At 69.2% G+C, this 15372-nt stretch carries 13 protein-coding genes and 1 pseudogene; 3 read left to right on the top strand and 11 right to left on the bottom strand.

The annotated features are described in order from the left end of the window. Window positions 1–27: 27 nt before the first annotated feature. Window positions 28–1308: an MFS transporter gene (locus HZZ00_RS18550; protein WP_180333237.1), complete on the top strand. Its 1281-nt coding sequence runs from the start codon at window positions 28–30 to the stop codon at window positions 1306–1308. Window positions 1309–1349: 41 nt separating this feature from the next. Continuing rightward, window positions 1350–1979, top strand: coding sequence for an FMN-binding negative transcriptional regulator (locus HZZ00_RS18555; RefSeq protein WP_180333238.1), 630 nt, complete (start codon window positions 1350–1352; stop codon window positions 1977–1979). 137 nt (window positions 1980–2116) lie between these two features. Here HZZ00_RS18555 and HZZ00_RS18560 read toward each other — a convergent pair whose 3' ends face one another. Further along, window positions 2117–2587 carry a DUF5959 family protein gene (locus HZZ00_RS18560; RefSeq protein ID WP_180333239.1) on the bottom strand — a complete coding sequence of 157 codons (471 nt, stop codon included), beginning with the start codon at window positions 2585–2587 and terminating at the stop codon, window positions 2117–2119. A gap of 14 nt (window positions 2588–2601) precedes the next feature. Beyond that, window positions 2602–3000 carry a hypothetical protein gene (locus HZZ00_RS18565; RefSeq protein WP_180327587.1) on the bottom strand — a complete coding sequence of 133 codons (399 nt, stop codon included), beginning with the start codon at window positions 2998–3000 and terminating at the stop codon, window positions 2602–2604. A gap of 946 nt (window positions 3001–3946) precedes the next feature. On the opposite strand from HZZ00_RS18565, the gene HZZ00_RS18570 reads away from it, so the two are divergent. Beyond that, complete coding sequence (locus HZZ00_RS18570; protein WP_180333240.1) at window positions 3947–4399, top strand: hypothetical protein; 453 nt, start codon at window positions 3947–3949, stop codon at window positions 4397–4399. Window positions 4400–4870: 471 nt separating this feature from the next. Here the strand turns inward: HZZ00_RS18570 and HZZ00_RS18575 are convergent, their stop codons facing one another. The 9 genes and pseudogenes from HZZ00_RS18575 to HZZ00_RS18615 all read right to left on the bottom strand — a co-directional run bounded on the left by HZZ00_RS18575 (window position 4871) and on the right by HZZ00_RS18615 (window position 15354). Next, window positions 4871–5338, bottom strand: a complete 468-nt coding sequence (locus HZZ00_RS18575) for a hypothetical protein (RefSeq protein WP_180333241.1) — start codon at window positions 5336–5338, stop codon at window positions 4871–4873. Window positions 5339–5425: 87 nt separating this feature from the next. Continuing rightward, on the bottom strand, window positions 5426–5950 hold the full coding sequence (locus HZZ00_RS18580) for a transposase (RefSeq protein ID WP_257585884.1): 525 nt from the start codon (window positions 5948–5950) through the stop codon (window positions 5426–5428). Window positions 5951–6086: 136 nt separating this feature from the next. Beyond that, window positions 6087–6175: pseudogene (locus tag HZZ00_RS39215) on the bottom strand (winged helix-turn-helix domain-containing protein); the annotation flags it as partial. 241 nt (window positions 6176–6416) lie between these two features. Beyond that, window positions 6417–10097, bottom strand: a complete 3681-nt coding sequence (locus HZZ00_RS18590; protein WP_180333243.1) for a hypothetical protein — start codon at window positions 10095–10097, stop codon at window positions 6417–6419. Between the two features lie 86 nt (window positions 10098–10183). Further along, window positions 10184–11989, bottom strand: a complete 1806-nt coding sequence (locus HZZ00_RS18595; protein ID WP_180333244.1) for a hypothetical protein — start codon at window positions 11987–11989, stop codon at window positions 10184–10186. A 95-nt stretch (window positions 11990–12084) separates the two neighbouring features. Next, the gene (locus tag HZZ00_RS18600) at window positions 12085–13113 is read right to left on the bottom strand and encodes a polyprenyl synthetase family protein (protein ID WP_180333245.1); all 1029 of its coding nucleotides are present in this window, start codon (window positions 13111–13113) and stop codon (window positions 12085–12087) included. Window positions 13114–13116: 3 nt separating this feature from the next. Continuing rightward, entirely contained in the window at window positions 13117–14538 is a 1422-nt protein-coding gene (locus HZZ00_RS18605) for a hypothetical protein (RefSeq protein WP_180333246.1), read from the bottom strand. A gap of 40 nt (window positions 14539–14578) precedes the next feature. After that, window positions 14579–14944 carry a hypothetical protein gene (locus HZZ00_RS18610; protein WP_180333247.1) on the bottom strand — a complete coding sequence of 122 codons (366 nt, stop codon included), beginning with the start codon at window positions 14942–14944 and terminating at the stop codon, window positions 14579–14581. A 29-nt stretch (window positions 14945–14973) separates the two neighbouring features. Then, window positions 14974–15354, bottom strand: a complete 381-nt coding sequence (locus HZZ00_RS18615; protein ID WP_180333248.1) for a hypothetical protein — start codon at window positions 15352–15354, stop codon at window positions 14974–14976. Window positions 15355–15372 lie beyond the last annotated feature (18 nt).

Genomic DNA, 15372 nt, shown 5'->3' on the forward strand with positions numbered 1-15372 from the left:
GCCCATCAATATCTGGAGTAACAGAGCATGGCGTTGACAACCGGAACGGTCCGGAGCAGCACCTTCCGGCTGCTGTGGGCGGGACAGACAGTCTCCGTCATCGGAGACGGCGCGGCGGCGCTCGCCGTCCCCCTGCTGGTGATTCACGCCACCGGGAGCGCGGTGCTCGGGGCGCTGGCCGCGACCCCGCGCACCGTGGCGTACCTGCTGGTCGGCTTCCTCGCCGGCCCGGTGGTGGACCGGTTGCAGGACTCGCGGCGGATAATGGTCGTGTGCGACCTGCTGAGGTTCGCGGTGTTCGCGGCGCTGCCGCTCGCGGTTCACGCGCCACTCGGGCCGGGGCTCGTCCTGGTGCTGGCCTTCGCCGCGTCCTCGGCGGGCGTCTTCTTCGAGACCGCGCTGGCCGTCGCCGTGCAGTCCAGCCTGCGCTCGGAGGACCTTGTGACCGGCAACGCCCGGCTGGAGATGAGCAACCAGGTCGGCCTGCTGCTCGGGCCCGCCGTGATCGGCGCCGGGGTGGCCGCCTTCGGCGTGCCGTCGGCTATGTGGTTCAACGCCGCGACATTTCTGATATCCGCCGCCACCCTGGTGCCGATGCGCTTCGGCTCCGGGCGGGAGTCGGTGCCGACGTCCGGGGCGCGGCCGACGGTGCGGCGAGACATGGCCGAGGGGCTGCGCTACATCCGCACCCACGCGCTGATCCTTCGGCTGGTCTCCCTCCAGGTGGTCATCAACCTGGTGATCGCGGCCGAGACCCTCGTCGTCTTCTACGCCACCCACGACCTGCACGCCTCCGCCGCGTGGATCGGCGCGGTGCTCGCGGCGGCCGGTCTGGGCGGTGTGGCGGCGACGTCCGTGGCGAACCTCATGGCGCGGCGCTTCGACTCCGGGCGGCTGATCGGCCTGTCGGTGGTGGGGCTCGGCGGCACACTGCTGGCCATCGGGATGGCCCGCGACCCGCTGGTCCTGGCCGCCGCCAACTTCTTCCACGGCGGCCTGTCGGTCTTCGCCTCGGTGCACATCCGGGCGGTGCGCCAGCGCGTGGTGCCGCCGGCCTTGCTGGGCCGGGTGACCGCGAACGCCCGCACCTTCGCGTTCGCCGCCAACCCTCTGGGCGCGCTGCTGTTCGGATCGATTGCCGCGTCCGCCAACGGGCAAGCGCAGTGGAGCTTCTTCACCGCGGCGGTACTCAGCGTGGCGAGTGCAGCGGTGGCCTACCGCGGCCTGGTGGCCCCGGCCGCCGAGCCGACCGGGACGGCTGACCCGCTTCGCCCCGGGACCGCCCGGGACGGGGGGCGTTTCCGATAGGCTCGCCGTCCTGTTACGGCGGTATGGCACCGGGGAGGAACATGCTGGTCCAGCCATGGGACGCGGGAACGGCCGAGGAGGGGCTGGAACTGGCCCGGGCCCACGGGTTCGGCCAGTTGGTCGCCGCAGGGCGCGGGCGTGACGTGCCAGTAGTCGTGCCCACGCAGTTTGTCGTGGAGCACGGGGCGGACGGCACCGAGATACTGCTCCACCTCGCCCGAGCCAACCCGGTCTGGGCGGCGATCGAGGAGAACTCGCTCGTCGTGCTGTCGGTCGCGGGCGACTGGGCGTACGTCCCGGCCGCCTGGAAGGCGGTCGACGACGAGGACCCGGCCTGGGGGATCCCTACCACGTACTACGCGGCGGCCCAGCTCACCGGCACCGCCAGGGTGGTCGTCGACCCCGAGGGCAAGGCGGAGATCCTGCGCCGCCAGATCGCCCGGGAAGAGACGGACGGCGGGGCGTCCATGGTCGACCCGGCCGAGCACGGGCGTCGGCTCGCAGGCATCCTGGGGCTGCGCATCCGGGTGGAGCAGGTGGTGGCCAAGTTCAAGTACGGCGGCAACGCCGACGCCGCGCACCGCGCCCGCGTCGCGGAACTGCTCGCCCGCCGTGCCGGTCCCGGGGACGCCGTCGCCCGCCGACGGCTGCTGGAACGCGCACCGGACTGAAGACCGCGGCGGCGGCGCGGGAGCGGCGGCGCCGCACGGCCATCCTGGTGGTGCGGTTGCCGCGCGTCGCAGAACGTCTCCCTGAAGGGACGACTGCTGAACTTGAAAGCGTGATGTCGGCTGCTTGGATCCGGTGGTCACCGCTTGCGGTTGGGGCTCCACTCGTAGGCTCCGGGAGCCGTCTCGATGACTTCGCGGGGCCAGGTCAGCCGGACCTGTTCCAAGCGCTGGCGGTGCTCGGCGATCCAGTCCCCCTGGGGTCGGGTTCCCAGCACCGTCGTAAGGCGGTCTGGGTCGCTGACCTGGATCGACAGCCAGCCGTCTTCGTGCATGTGGATGTCGAGGCTCAGACCGCGGTCTCCGCCGATGCTGACCGTCTGGCCTGGCCCCAGGTTGGACAGCTCCTGCTCCCAGGAGTCCAGGTCATGCTGAAAGAGGAAAAGGTCGAGCCGGGCATCGACAAAGCCGGCGCAGACGAGCACGTTCGCGTGCAGAGTGTCGTGGCCGGTCAGCACGCCCGGCTGGAACCGTCCCGTGACGCGCACGATGCAGCGGTTCCCATCCGGACCGACGAGGTGGATCAGGTCCAGCGGAACAGGTTCCGTCATGACATTGCTCGCCTTCATATGCTGGGGTGGGCTGCATCGTCTCCTATCGCCGGACGAGCGACACGGTCAGGCCCACGCCCGGAAATCATTTGCCAGGTCAAGCCGGTGCTGGCAAGACAGCCGTCGATCACGCCCCCGGTGCTCAAGCTCCTTGAGCCGATGCTTGACGGCGCGTGTGACTTGGCTGAGGCTGGCGGCGGCGAGGTTGCCGATGCCGCGCCCGCAGCGGCTTTATCAGGTAGTTGGGGGTTGTCCCAGACCAGCACGATCGGCCCGCCCAACTGAATGCGGGCCCGGACGATCAGATCAGGGAAGTCGCGCCAGCCGAAGCCCTTCGACTGCCCCTTGCGACCCGTGGACTCCCGGACCGCATAGAACAGCCGGGCCCGCTCATCAGCCTTGTCGCAGGTCATGCCCCGCCGCCGACACTCGCCCGACACCGTGGCCGCGTCAGCGGAGCTTGTTGCGGCCCCCGCCCGGAGCCGACGCGGCACGACGCCCAGCAGCAGCCCGGCGCGCCAACCGTGGCCGGAGCGGGTCACCCTCCATACCGGCCGCACGCCGGGCCAGCTCGCCCAACCTCTCCTCCGTCAGCCCCGACCACTCCACCGCTTCACGGACGGCTGCCTCGCATTCAGGGCGCGAGCAGTGCGCCGGCGACACGGCAGGCCCGGACACCGGCATCTCGGGCGGCAAGTAGATGGCTCCGCATCCGATGCACACATAGATCGGTCGCATGACGGATCTCCTCTCCTAGCTGGTGCCGCTGCCATGACATTGAGAGCACGCGCCGGTCCAGGAGCGAATGACGGGCTTTTGGTTGCCGTCCTGGCCGATGTCGACGCTGTGCTCAGTATGTTCGGTTATCCCCGTTCCGTTGCAGGCACGGCATGGCTGCTCTTCGGACATGTAGTCAGGATGCCGGATCCGGGGCGTCGACGCTGCCGGTTCGGTGTGCGTCTGCTACTGAACTTGAATGGGTGATGTCGGTCTGGACGACTGGACTTGGTTCCTGCTGAGACCTGGGTCAGATGTGGGCTCTGATCTGCTTCACCGGGTGTCCGAGGGTGTCACCGACAGTGGCCAGTTCCTCGTCGTCGCACCAGTCACGTGCGGAGTTCCAGATGGCGATGTCGAAGCGGGCGAAGCCGCACGGCCCCTCTGCATGCTGTTTCCTCGATCACCGTCTGTCAGGCACAGCCCGGAGCGTAGGGAGGCACGCCATGGCCACGCAGGACATTGGGGGATAGCCTGCGGCTCCGCAGTTCCGATGGGGGACTGCGTTCGAGTGCCGGTCCGGGTAGTGGCATGTCCGTGATTCGGACGCGCATGCCCGGCCGGAGGAGCAGGAGAGAGAAGATGGCACAGGGGGTTCGTCTGGTGCGGCGCTCCGCAGGCAGCGAGACCGCGGTGGACGTGCTGCTGAGGTGGACGTGGATTCGGCGACGCTCGTCCGCTCAGGACATTGAGGACTTCCGGAACGGGCAGCCGTTGCAGATCGTCGGATTCACCAAGAGCATCGGCGGGGCGGTGATGACGTCGATCGGCCAGGGCAAGAAGATACCTCGGACCAGGAGCGGATTCCTGCGGTGCGCCCTGGGGGAGGTGCCAGTCTGGACCGACCGGACAGGCGGGAAGGAGAGCACTCTTCTGAGACCCCCGTTTGCATTGGCGCCCGTCGAGGGCAAGGTGCCCATGGCACCGAAGTTCGAGCGTTACGAGTTGAGCACGGCGGACGGGACGTACGACTTGGTGGTGCCGAAGACGGACGCGGAACTGGTGCGATACGTCTTCGGGCAGGCAGGGGACTGAGAGTCCCGTCCGATTGGTTGCTCCTGTTCCGATGCTGGGTCGGCACCGTACCAGGGGCAGCCGGATCGATTGGGGCTGACTCCGCGGCGTCGGTGTCAGCTCCCCCGCTCCCGTGCCTACTCGCGTCGGCCACCATGGCCGAAAACCGTTCAACTGCCTGCTTGCTCCGCGCTGAAACTACGCATCGCTTGCCGCACACGTGAGTTGTCGGGGCTTGGTCGGTACCCTCAGGAAGTGGCGATCCGCCAAAGGCGTGGCGTGCACCGCTTCGATGGGCACCTCGGCTCGGTTCGCAGGTCGATCGCGTGAGTAATGAACTCCCCTTGCAGCTCTCATCAAGGGTGGCCGCATGGTCGTGCTTGCCCTATGCGGCAAACCCTCAAGTCTATTTCTTCGCTCACGCCTTGCTACTGAACTTGAATGGGTGATGTCGGGCTGGACGGCTGCATTTGGTTCCTGCTGAGACCTGAGTCAGATGTGGGCTCTGATCTGCTTCACCGGGTGCCCGAGTGTGTTGCCGATAGTGGCCAGTTCCTCGTCGCTGAACCAGTCACGTTCGGGGTTCCAGATGGCTATCTCGAAGCGGGCGAAGCCGCATGGCCAGTCGTAGTCCAACACGTCCAGCGACGTGGCAGTGCCGCAGCAGGGCACCTCCACGGCCAAGGTGTCGAAGCCGTCCTCACAGTGGCTTTCCAGCAGGTCGGCGTACCACTCGGAATCGATCGAAGCACTGCAGTGCGGGCAGCCGATCCGTTCCAGGTTGTCGCCGCAGTCGACGGGTGTGAGGGCGTCGTGCCAGGTAACGTCGATCTCTGCTTCCGCGCCATTGGGCAGGCCGGGAGCCAGGTCTGCGGCGAGCGCGGCAGTCCGCTCGGCCGCCGCCCGGTCGGGCTGCCACTGGGGATCGGTCGGAATGATCGACAGGACGTCGTCGCTCACGGGCTCACTCAATTCGTCGGGCACAAGTGTTCGGCGGGGTGCCGTGATCGTAGGGCCACGTGGTGGGCCGGCCGTTGCCTGGGTTCGTTACTCGTGGAGGGCAAGGCCAGTGCCGGCGAGGCAGCCGTCGACTATGTCCGGTCGATACTGGATCTGCTTGAGCCTGCGCTTGACGGCCTTGGTGATCTGGGCCAGGTCGGCCGCGGCGAGGTTGCCGACCTCTCGCTTGACCAGCGACCAGATGCCTTCTTGCGGGTTGAGGTCAGGTGCGTATGCGGGCAGTTGGAAGATGGTGAGCCAGTGCACGTTCGACGCGGACCACTCCCTCATCTCGGCGGTCAGGTGCAGGCGCACGTTGTCCCAGACGAGCACGACCGGGCCGCCAAGCTGGATGCGGATTCGGACAACCAGGTCCCGCAGATCGCGCCGGCCGAAGCCCTTCGGCTCGTCTTTGCGGCCGTGGTACTCGCGGACGGCGTAGATCAGCCGCGACCGTTCCCCCGCCTGTAGCAGACCATGCCTGCCATCGAGAACCCGTCCGGATCTGCGCCCGCGGACCCGCACCACCGGGGTGCGGCCGGCCCCGCCCCAGGTCCTGGCACGCGGCGGCATCACGACTACCCGGCCTCGTCCTGAAAGACGATCCAGGCCCCGAGCGCCGCAGCGGTGCTCTTACCCGCGGCCAGACCTCCTTCTTCCACAGTTCGACGGCTTCGTCATCGCGCTCGATCGCCCGCCGAGCGGGCTGCTGCCATGACCAGCGTGCCGCTTCAGCAACTGCCAGGTGCCCTCCACGGTGTACGAGACATGGAAGAGGCGACCGATCAGGGTCTTCACCCGAGCCAGCCTCCACCGCTGATCTGCCCAGCCGTGGACCAGCGGTCCCCGCTCCAACTCACGTTCCAGCCTGTTGACCTGAGCCGCGCTGAGCTTGGGCCGTCCCGGCGAGCCTGCGGATAGCAACGGCTCGTTGGTTGATGGGTGCGGGGCCGTCTGTGGGGCCGCTGTCTTGGTGGTGGCCGCAGTAGGGGGGGGAGGGGGTCTGGTGGCCGAGTTGCCGGTCGCGGGGGCTGGGGGTTCACATCAGTGCGCCGGCCGTGCTGACGGCGCAGTTCTTGGTGGTTTCCCAGATGTCGGTGACCAGTTTCTCCAGAAGCCGGCCGGGGTCCTGCTTCAGGACGTTGACCACGTCGTTCCAGGAGTGGATGTTGAAGGTCAGTTCCGTGCTGGTGGAGAGGAGCGTGGTGTCGAGGGCGTGGAGCGAGAAGGTGCCGTTGAGCCGGACCGTCGCTGCCGTGGTGACGTCGACCTCGATCTTGCCTTCTACGTGCACCCCGACCAGCAGGCCGGCGCCCAGCGGGATCCCCGCGATCTGGGCGTCGCGGGGCAGGGTGATGTCGAAGCCGAGGTCGACCCGGGCACTGGCCTTCAGCCCCTGTTCGTTGAGGTGGCAGCGGACCGCCACCCGTGCGGTGACGATGTCCACGGTGAGATCGAAGGCGAAGCCGCCCTGTGCCAGCAGTGCCTCGGCGGCGAGGACCTGGTGGCCGAGGAGGGTGAGGTTGCCGGAGAGGTAGAAGATCTTTTCAGGCAACCGAGGTTGCCTGAGGTCTCCGGTGTCGAGCAGGACGTGCGGGCCTTGGGTGCCGTCGCTGCTGGCGAACGTGAAGACGTCGCCCAGTTCGATGGGCTGCCGTACGTGGCTGCAGACGTAGAGCCTCGTGGGCTCGATGCGTACCTGGAACTCCCAGGCGTTGGAGCCGAGAGAGATGTCGCCCCTGGCGTAGAAGCCCGGCTCCCAGTGCTGCCCGGTCGCCTGGTTGGTCCAGCCGTCCGGATCGCAGACGGCGCACAGGAGGAGTTCTCGGATGACCACCGTGTCCAGCAGGTCCAGGGCGGACGGTGGATCGGGTGCGACGATCTTGACCAGGTCGAGGATCGTCACCCCGCGCTTCCGGGACGTCCCGGCCAGCGAGAAGTAGAAGGAGCTGATCGACGGCGGGTTGCCGATCCTGCCGTGCACCGACAGTTCGAGGGACGCCGGTCCGATGTCGACGGAGCCGCCGCCGCCCAGGGTGAACCCGTTGAGGGCGCTGTAGGCCATCTCCAGGTAGAAGTACGCGATGTTGAAGCCGTCGATACCGAAGGCGTTCCGCCATGTGGGCCGCTGTTCCGCCGGCGGTACCGCGGGCACGGCCGGGAGCGTTCCGCCGGTGTGGGGGAGGGCGGCTTCGGCATGCGCGGGGCCCGGTTCGGCCGTCTGAGGCAGCAGGATGTGTCCGGGACGGTCGAGGACGACCGCGGACAGATACCCGGGCGTGAGCTGCCCGGCCCCGCCCGGGCCGCCGGTCTCGTCGGGCGTGAGGACCAGGCCGAGGCTCAGGAGCCAGCCGGTGTCGGTCTTCTCCACCGCTCCTTCGACGACGAACCGCAGGGTGGTCCCGGATGGTGACCCGAGGCCGGAGACGTCGAGGAAGAACGTGGTGGAGAGCCCGATCTTCAGCTTTTTGGGCACGATGGTCAGACTGAGGGCGCCGAACCCCTCACCGGTGTTCTCTTTGCCGATGGCCGCGGTGAACTCCGAGTCGGCGATCGGGCGGGCGAGCCGTGCGCTGAGCCGGATGCCCCCGGTGTCGGGGAAGATCTCCCCGAGAAAGGCGAGTGAACCGCCCCAGCCGACCTCGGTGAAGAAGGTCAGGCCGCGGTCCAGCTTCTTCGGCAGGGTGTCGGGCAGCTGCGCGCAGGCCTCCAGGGTGACGCCGTCTGCGGTGCAGATGGCCAGGCCCGATTTGCGGAAGGTGAGGTCGCCGAGGATGCCGAGGCGGTCTCCCCAGCCCTCGACGTCCTTGGGCGACCACGACCAGTCCTGCTGCCAGAGGGCGGCGGCGAAGAAGGTGCCTTCGGCTGATCGGCCGGCCTTACCCGTGAGCGTCACGGGGTGCTGGGTGCCGGTTCCGAAGGCGACGGTGGTGGACAGGCCGAGTTCGTAGTGCACGTCCACAGCTGGCTGCCCGGCCACGGCCTTGCTCGCGCTCAGCGTGGCTTTCGAGCCCTTGAGGGATACGGCCGGAGTCCCGTCGGGCAGTTCGAGCGGGCAGGACAGGCGGTCGAGCAACTCGGTGAGTTCGATGTCGGGAAGCTTGCCCTCCAAGGCGAACGGCCCCGGGTGGGTCCAGGCCGCCATGAAGTCGATGGTCTTGTCGCTGCCCTTGCGGCCGAGTTTCGCGGTGGCCGATACCTTGCCCGTGACCTCGTGAGTGGAGTCCGGGCGGGCCGTCGGTTCCTTCGCGGCCCCCTCCTTGCCCTTCCCTCCCTCCTTGCCCTTCCCTTCCTTCTTCTCGTTCTCCTCCTTCTTTTTCTTCTTCTTCCGATCGACCTTGAGCTCGGCCCTGGTGAGCGTCACTTCGGCCGCGCCCAGCGGGAGGGACCACGCGGTGGCGACTTTGGCCGTGAGGGAGTACTCGCCCTCCTTGGGGGTGGCGGATGCGCTGAACTCGCTCAGCGTCAGGTCGGGGAGGCCGGCCGGCGCATTGAGCTGGAAGCTTTTGAGGACGTCGGTGAGCTTGGCGGTGGTGTCCTTGTCGTGGGTGAGCCGGAAGGTGCCGGGCGGGATGAGGGCGCTGGCGGTCATCCGGAGCGCCGGGGTGACGGTGAAGGTGCCGTACCCGGTCACGGTGGCACCGCGCTCGCGTGTCAGCGGGCGGGTGACGGTGAGCTTGGCGCCCACTTCGGTCACCTTGACGGACTCCGCCACCGGCCAGGCGACCGTGGGGCTGGCGGCGGCCTTGACGGTGACCTCGGTGACCGCCTCCTCCAATCCTTCGTCGAGCTTGTTCGGATCGATGACGAGGCCGAGCTCGGTGAGCAGCACAGTGTCGCCCAGCTCGAAGCCCTGGCCGGTGAGTTGCCGCATCGCGCTCCCGCTGCCGTCCCAGGACGTCAGGACGGCTGTCGGCAGGTGCTCACCGGGCAGCACCTCCGCGGTGAGGGCCACCTTGTCGTTCCCGGTGGGCAGCGGCGCGCTGACGGCCGCCGTCACGTCCTGGCCAAGCGTGAGGTCGGCGCGCAGGCACACCGGGTAGGTCACTGTGCTGGTGCCGTCGTCGGCGGTGGTGGTGCGTGAGCCGGCCCACAGGAAGAAGGATGCCCCCAGTACCTCGGCACCCCGCGCCGGCGAGGTCAGTGTGATCTCGGTCCGGCGCTTCTTGTCGGGACCGGGTGTGCGGGTGAGGGGACCCGAGAGTGCGAGAGCGCCCTGAGCGAGGGTGAGCAGCTTGCCGAGCCATTGCGGGGTGTCCGGCTTCGTCACTCCGGCGCCGTGGAAGGTCAGCCCCGGAAGCAGGGGCGGTCTCCCGTCGGCCGCCGGCCGGACGGTGGAACTGAGGAGGAGCTCCGGTTCCCTGGTGAAGGCGAGCCGGGCCAGGTCGCTGTCCTTGGTCTCCGGGAAGGAAGTGGGGAATTTCCACGTGGTGGGGAGCGTGAAGGGGAGGTAGAGCGAGGGCCGCTGGTCGGCGGGGTCGAGGCCGATCTCGATACCGGTGACAGGCCGGCCGGTCACTGCGAGCAGGTCGGTGTTTCCGTTCAGGACGACGGTCCCGTCGGGGCGGGTGCTGCGTGTCACCCCGGTGATGGTGAGGGTGCCGCCGAGCCATTCGGTCACCAGGGGTGCGGCGGCGGCGCCGAAGTCGTCGCTGGTGAGCTCGACGCTGTCGGCTGTGGTGCGCTGGGTGACGAGGGCGTCCAGTTCCTGTGCGTGCATGGGGGGTCCCGGAGGGTATGCCGCGGAGCGCGGCGGGCGGAAGGCGGCGGTGGGGGCGGCCGGGGGTGGGCGCGTGCCCGCCCGGGCTATTGCGTGAGGTTGGCGGCGATGATGCCGCGCGTGGCGGCGGTCAGTCCGGCGGCGATCTCGTCCTTCCGGGCGGTGGCCCGCGCGCGGATCTCCTGGACGATCTTCGCTTTGACAGCAACGGAGTTGAACAGCGTGCGGATCACCTCCCGGAAGACGTCGCCGGTGGCCACGTCCACGGTCAGTTCCCCGGGGGAGAGCTCCAGGTCGAGCGAGGGGACGGAGATCTGCAGGGCGTCGGCGTCGGGACCGTCGAAGACCAGTCCCATCAGCAGCGAGGGCCGCATGACGGTTGCCGTGATGTCTCCTCGGATGACGTCGTCCTCGTCCTCGTTCTCGTCGTCCGGAGGGAAGACCGCCTCGAACCGGCCGGTGAGGACCAGCGGGGGCTCGGGCACCCGGTGCGGCGAGCCGTCCGTGCCGCGTGTGCCCGGGATGTCGGGCCGGCCGGCGATACGGCCGAACCTCAGCCCCACGTCGATACCGTCGGCCGTCAGTCGCGCGTCCTGCGGCGGGATCAGCACGTTGGGGATGCCCTCGACGGTGATGTCGTGCAGGCGGACGCTGCTCAGCTCGATGTCGTCGATGGACTGCTCGCCGAGATCGAGGCTTGCGATCCGGAGGGGGGCGAGTCCGGGGTCCTGTACGCAGTGGACGACAGCCGGCGGGTAGAAGTCGGACGATGGTGAGTTCACCGCGTACCGCACGCGGTCGAACAGGTACTGCTCCACCGGTCCCGGCCCTGCTCCGGTCTCCCCGGTGGGCAGGGCGCCGTCCGGTACGGCACCCAGCATCCCGTCGAGGACCGCGGCGAGCTGCTGGGTGACGGCGGTGGAGAACTCCTCGCGTTGTCCGGGCTCCGACAGGGCGGCCTCCATGGCGGCCCGGAACGCGGCACCGGCGTCCGGATGCCTGATCGCGTCCAGGGCGGCCTGTTTCCAGCCCCCGAGCAGCTCCCGGTCGGTCCACTCGTCCTCGATGGTGAGGTCCTCCTCGGCCAGCGAGAACGTGGGCCTGCTGCCGGCCGCGACACGGATGGAGTCCACCCGGGCCGCCAGCGTCCGGCGGGAGCCGCTTCCCGAGACGTGGAGGCCGACTCCGACGTCGAACGCGAGGTCCTGGACGGTGAGCGCGACATGCCCTTTGCCCTCCACCACCTGCGTGGGCCAGCTGACACCTTCAAGGCCCCGCACCATCGTCGTTGTCGGGGGCAGCGGGCCGGTGGAATCGTCCCCGGAGTCGTCCGCGGCGACGACTTCCTGCCTCAGCCGGTAGCGGCCGGTGATCCTGATCCGGCTTTTGCCCGCCCACTTCCCGGTGTCGTAGGCGCCCAGGGTGATGCGGACCGTACCCCGATAGCCGCCGGCGGTCTTGGTGAGCCCGGTGAGTTCTCCCACGGAGGCGTTGGGGAGGTGGTGGATGTCGAGGGAGGAGAAGGACAGCGAAGGCCACGGGTGGGCCTCGCTCCGGCCGGAGATGAAGGCGTTCAGGTTCTCGGGGAGGTCCCGCAGTTCCGGAGGTACCTCGCGCCCCTGCTCTTCCAGTTCGTTCCTGCGCTCCACAGCCGCATCGAAGGCGTCTGCGACGACCATCCACCAGGAGTCGGCGATGGTGTCGCCCACCGCCGCGCCGTGTTCGCTCCCGAGCGTGTCGAGCTGCCACACCGGCGCCCGCAGCGGGTTCAGGCTGCCTCCGTCCGGGGCCTTCACCTGTCCGAGTACGGTCGGCAGCCAGAAGCGGCTGCCGGGGTTGTTCAGCCGCTTCCTCATGGTGGTGTAGACGAAGGTGACCAGGGTGGTTCCCATGATGTCTCCCTGGGACGGGCTCGGGATGCCGGACACTGCCGGAGACAGCCGGCCGGGACGAGTGGTGAGGGGTGGGCGAGGCCGCGGTGCCTGGCTCAGGGTGAGCGGTCCACCACGTGCAGGGTCAGGTCGTGCAAGGCCCGGCGATACCGGTTGTCGGGGAAGGGGCGCAGGAACTCAAGGGCGTCGAGCGCCTGGGCGCGGGCGTCCGCGTAGGCGCGGGCGAAGCCGCCGGTGGCACGGACCTGCGCGAGGGCCCGGGCCAGTACGCGCGGGTCAGCCAGTTCACCGCGCATGATCCGGCTGACCCGGTGGGCGGGCCCCAGTTCCGCCATGGCGTAGATCAGCGGCAGGGAGGCCCGGCCGCACAGCAGGTCCACCCCGCACGGTTTGCCGGACGCGTTCTCGGCCCTGGCAAGGTCGAACAGGTCGTCCATGACCTGGAAGGCGCGTCCGAGTCCGCGTCCGTAGAAGCCCGCGCGGCGGGCGTCGCTGCTGTGCCCGCCGGCCAGCACGACCCCGGACTCGGCGGCCAGCCCGAACAGGACGGCCGTCTTGCGGTCGGCGGTCTGCCAGTAGCGTTCCACCAGGGCGGCAGGCTCCAGGGCGAGGTCGGTGCGCAGCTCGTCCAGCTCGCCGCGGCAGGTGTCAAACGCGCTGTCCAGCACGAGCTTGATCAGCGCCATGTCGCTGTCCCGGTCGATGGCGTCCACGAAACCGCGGATCGCCTGGACGAACTGGAGGTCGCCGACGATCACCGCCGTGCCCGGTCCGCGCGCGGCGTTCACCGACGGCATCCCTCTGCGCAGCATCGAGCCGTCCACCACGTCGTCGTGGATGAGGGTGGCGACGTGCAGCATCTCCAGGGAGACGGCGCCCTGGAGCACCTTGTCCGGCAGCGGCGTCGGCCCGTGCACCATATGTGCGGCAAGCAGCAGGATCGCCGGGCGGAGCCGCTTGCCCCGCCGGTAGATGGTGTACTCGGCCTCGCTGAGGTACTCCCGCTGCGGTTCCAGCGCCTCTTCGAGTACCGCCTCGTAGCGGACCAGGTCCTGCGCCAGCAACTCCGTCCACACGGTCCGGGCCACGTCCTCGGGGGCCGTACGACTGTCCAGGATGAGCACCGGTCAGGCCTCTCCGGCGGGCGGCACGTATCCGGGCATGCCGGTGAGGACGCAGGAGCGCAGGGCCTCCGCCATGGAGTCGCGCAGCAGTCCGAGGACGAAGGTCATGCCCGCGAGGCGTTCCTTCGCCACCTCCCCCGCGTTGCCCTCCCACTGCTCGTCCCGCACATCGAGGTCGAACTCCGGCAGGGCGACCTCGACATCCTCCGGCTCCGTGGGCAGGCTGCCCGGCCCGTCGGGCAGCCTCAAGGTGACCCGGACGCCCCCGACCCGGGCCGAGAGCCGTCCCAGGTGCAGCGTGTTGTCGGCGCGCTCCGCCTCGGCCGCCTCCTGGTGGTAGCAGGCCCGGTGGAAGCTCTCGACGATCGCCTGCTCCTCCGGGGTCAGCGTCACCCGGTCGGCGGACTCCGGCTCGGCAGCCGTGTGCGGTGCCCCGTCCGCCGTGCATTCCTCCGGAGGTGCGGGCGGCTCGTAGACCGCCAGGACCTCCTCGCTCTGCGGGGGTAGCGTCCCGGAGTGCTCGCTGAGCTTCTGGTAGATCTGCTGCTGTGTCAGGGGAGTCTCGCTCACCTGACCGCCGCGGGTGCCGTTGCCGGTCGCGGCCACCTCGGCGGCGAAAGAGCTGGTGGCCAGAGCCGCGGCCGTGTAGCGCTGGGACTCCTGGAGCTTCTGCTTCCTTTTGAGGCTCCCGGCCTTGAGCGTGAGGGCCGTGATCAGAGCGGTTTGCTGCTTCCAGGCATGGGCGTTGTACGAGGTGCCGGTGGCGGGGTCCGTCCACTCGTTGACCGGCTGCTGTGCGCCGGGTGGTGCCTCGGGGTCGGTGACGGAGTAGGTGTGCTCGCTCATGCGGCGGGTGACGCCGCCACGCCGCCAGATCTGCCTCAGGTTGCTGCTGACGCTGTCGGAGCCGGCGAAGACCTCGCAGTACGTGACGTTGTGTTTCCCGTACTCGACCAGCAGTTTCCTGCCGTTCTCCGTCGTCAGGAGTTTGTCGCGATGCGCGCGGGCCCGCCCGTGCCACCTTTCCTGGACCTGTTCGCCGGGGGGCGTGTGGGGGACGGGGGCGACAGCGGACGTCGGTTGCTGCTGCTCGGGGGTCAGCGGCTGGAAGGGGTTGCCGCCGACGTCGATGCCGCTGATCTCGTCCGGCCGTGCGTCGAGCGCGTACCGGCCGGTCAGGGACAGGGCCGGGATGCGGTAGGTGACCTTGGTGATCCCGCCCAGGACTTCGGTGCCTTCCGGTTCCGGTGCTCCAAGGGGGCGCAGGGCGAGGTCTCCGAAGCGGATACTCAGGGCGCCGGTGTCGTAAGGGACGGTGTCGATGTCGGACGTGTCCACGCCGCGGGCCAGGGGGTAGCCGGGTGTGTCGGGGAGGCGGACGGGTTCGGCGGCGCAGGGCTCGCCGTCGGTCTGCGGATCGTTCATTACGGGAGGGGCTCCTGGGAAGTGGGCGGGGCGGGAAAGTTCAGCAGACGCAGGCGGTGCCGCTGATCATGAGCATCCCGTTGTGCGAGCCCAGTACGGGCTGGTCGAGCCGCACCTTCACCTCGGTGTCACCGGCGGGGAAGGAGGTTTCCAGGGGCCGGTCGAGCGGCACGTCGAAAGTGCGGCCTTCGAAGAAGCCCCTGACGGCCGACGCGGCGGGTTCCGCCAGATCCGCGATCTGTTTCTCCACGAGTTTCGCGTTGTCGTTCGACGGGCTCAGGCGGATGGCGGAGAGGGTCAGCTTCGTCACCTGGACCGTCAACTTCCTGTCGGACATGCCGGCAGCCCGGACGGTGACCAGCGGGGGGTCGGGCTCGGTGCTCGCTGCGAAGCTCATGAATGCCATGGGCGGTCCTCTTCGTTCGGGGGGCTTGTTCAGGCCAGCCTGGGTGTGGCCGTGAAGCTGAGCATGCCGCCGCGGCTGCTCAGGGACGGGCCGTCCAGGACGAGAGTGAGACTGTGGCCCTTCACGTGCAGCGGCGGCGGCGCGGGGAGGGGCAGCAGGTCGAAGGACTGGCCCTGGAGGAGCCGGTGGCCGACCGGGGGCAGCAGGACCGCGAGGGTCTGGGCCACGGGCCAGGCGACCCCGGAGAGGATCAGTTCACCGACATTGCCGACCGGGCGGAGGGCGGCGACGAAGGGCGGTACGCCTTCCAGCGTCGCCCGGATCGCGGTGCCGGACAGGCTCAGCCGTACGCGTACCCGCAGCGGTGCGGGAGCCACGGAGGCGTCGTAGGAGATGCCGATGTCGGCCATGGGACTCCACGAGAGGGG

Origin of the sequence: Streptomyces sp. NEAU-sy36, assembly GCF_013423905.1 — a bacterium.
GTDB lineage: Bacteria > Actinomycetota > Actinomycetes > Streptomycetales > Streptomycetaceae > Streptomyces > Streptomyces misionensis.

Excerpts from the sequence above, each read along its gene's own strand:
- HZZ00_RS18550 (WP_180333237.1), top strand. The coding sequence starts at position 28 with ATGGCGTTGACAACCGGAACGGTCCGGAGCAGCACCTTCCGGCTGCTG.
- HZZ00_RS18555 (WP_180333238.1), top strand. The coding sequence starts at position 1,350 with ATGCTGGTCCAGCCATGGGACGCGGGAACGGCCGAGGAGGGGCTGGAA.
- HZZ00_RS18560 (WP_180333239.1), bottom strand. The coding sequence starts at position 2,587 with ATGACGGAACCTGTTCCGCTGGACCTGATCCACCTCGTCGGTCCGGAT.
- HZZ00_RS18565 (WP_180327587.1), bottom strand. The coding sequence starts at position 3,000 with ATGACCTGCGACAAGGCTGATGAGCGGGCCCGGCTGTTCTATGCGGTC.
- HZZ00_RS18570 (WP_180333240.1), top strand. The coding sequence starts at position 3,947 with ATGGCACAGGGGGTTCGTCTGGTGCGGCGCTCCGCAGGCAGCGAGACC.
- HZZ00_RS18580 (WP_257585884.1), bottom strand. The coding sequence starts at position 5,950 with ATGCCGCCGCGTGCCAGGACCTGGGGCGGGGCCGGCCGCACCCCGGTG.
- HZZ00_RS18590 (WP_180333243.1), bottom strand. The coding sequence starts at position 10,097 with ATGCACGCACAGGAACTGGACGCCCTCGTCACCCAGCGCACCACAGCC.
- HZZ00_RS18595 (WP_180333244.1), bottom strand. The coding sequence starts at position 11,989 with ATGGGAACCACCCTGGTCACCTTCGTCTACACCACCATGAGGAAGCGG.
- HZZ00_RS18605 (WP_180333246.1), bottom strand. The coding sequence starts at position 14,538 with ATGAACGATCCGCAGACCGACGGCGAGCCCTGCGCCGCCGAACCCGTC.
- HZZ00_RS18610 (WP_180333247.1), bottom strand. The coding sequence starts at position 14,944 with ATGGCATTCATGAGCTTCGCAGCGAGCACCGAGCCCGACCCCCCGCTG.
- HZZ00_RS18615 (WP_180333248.1), bottom strand. The coding sequence starts at position 15,354 with ATGGCCGACATCGGCATCTCCTACGACGCCTCCGTGGCTCCCGCACCG.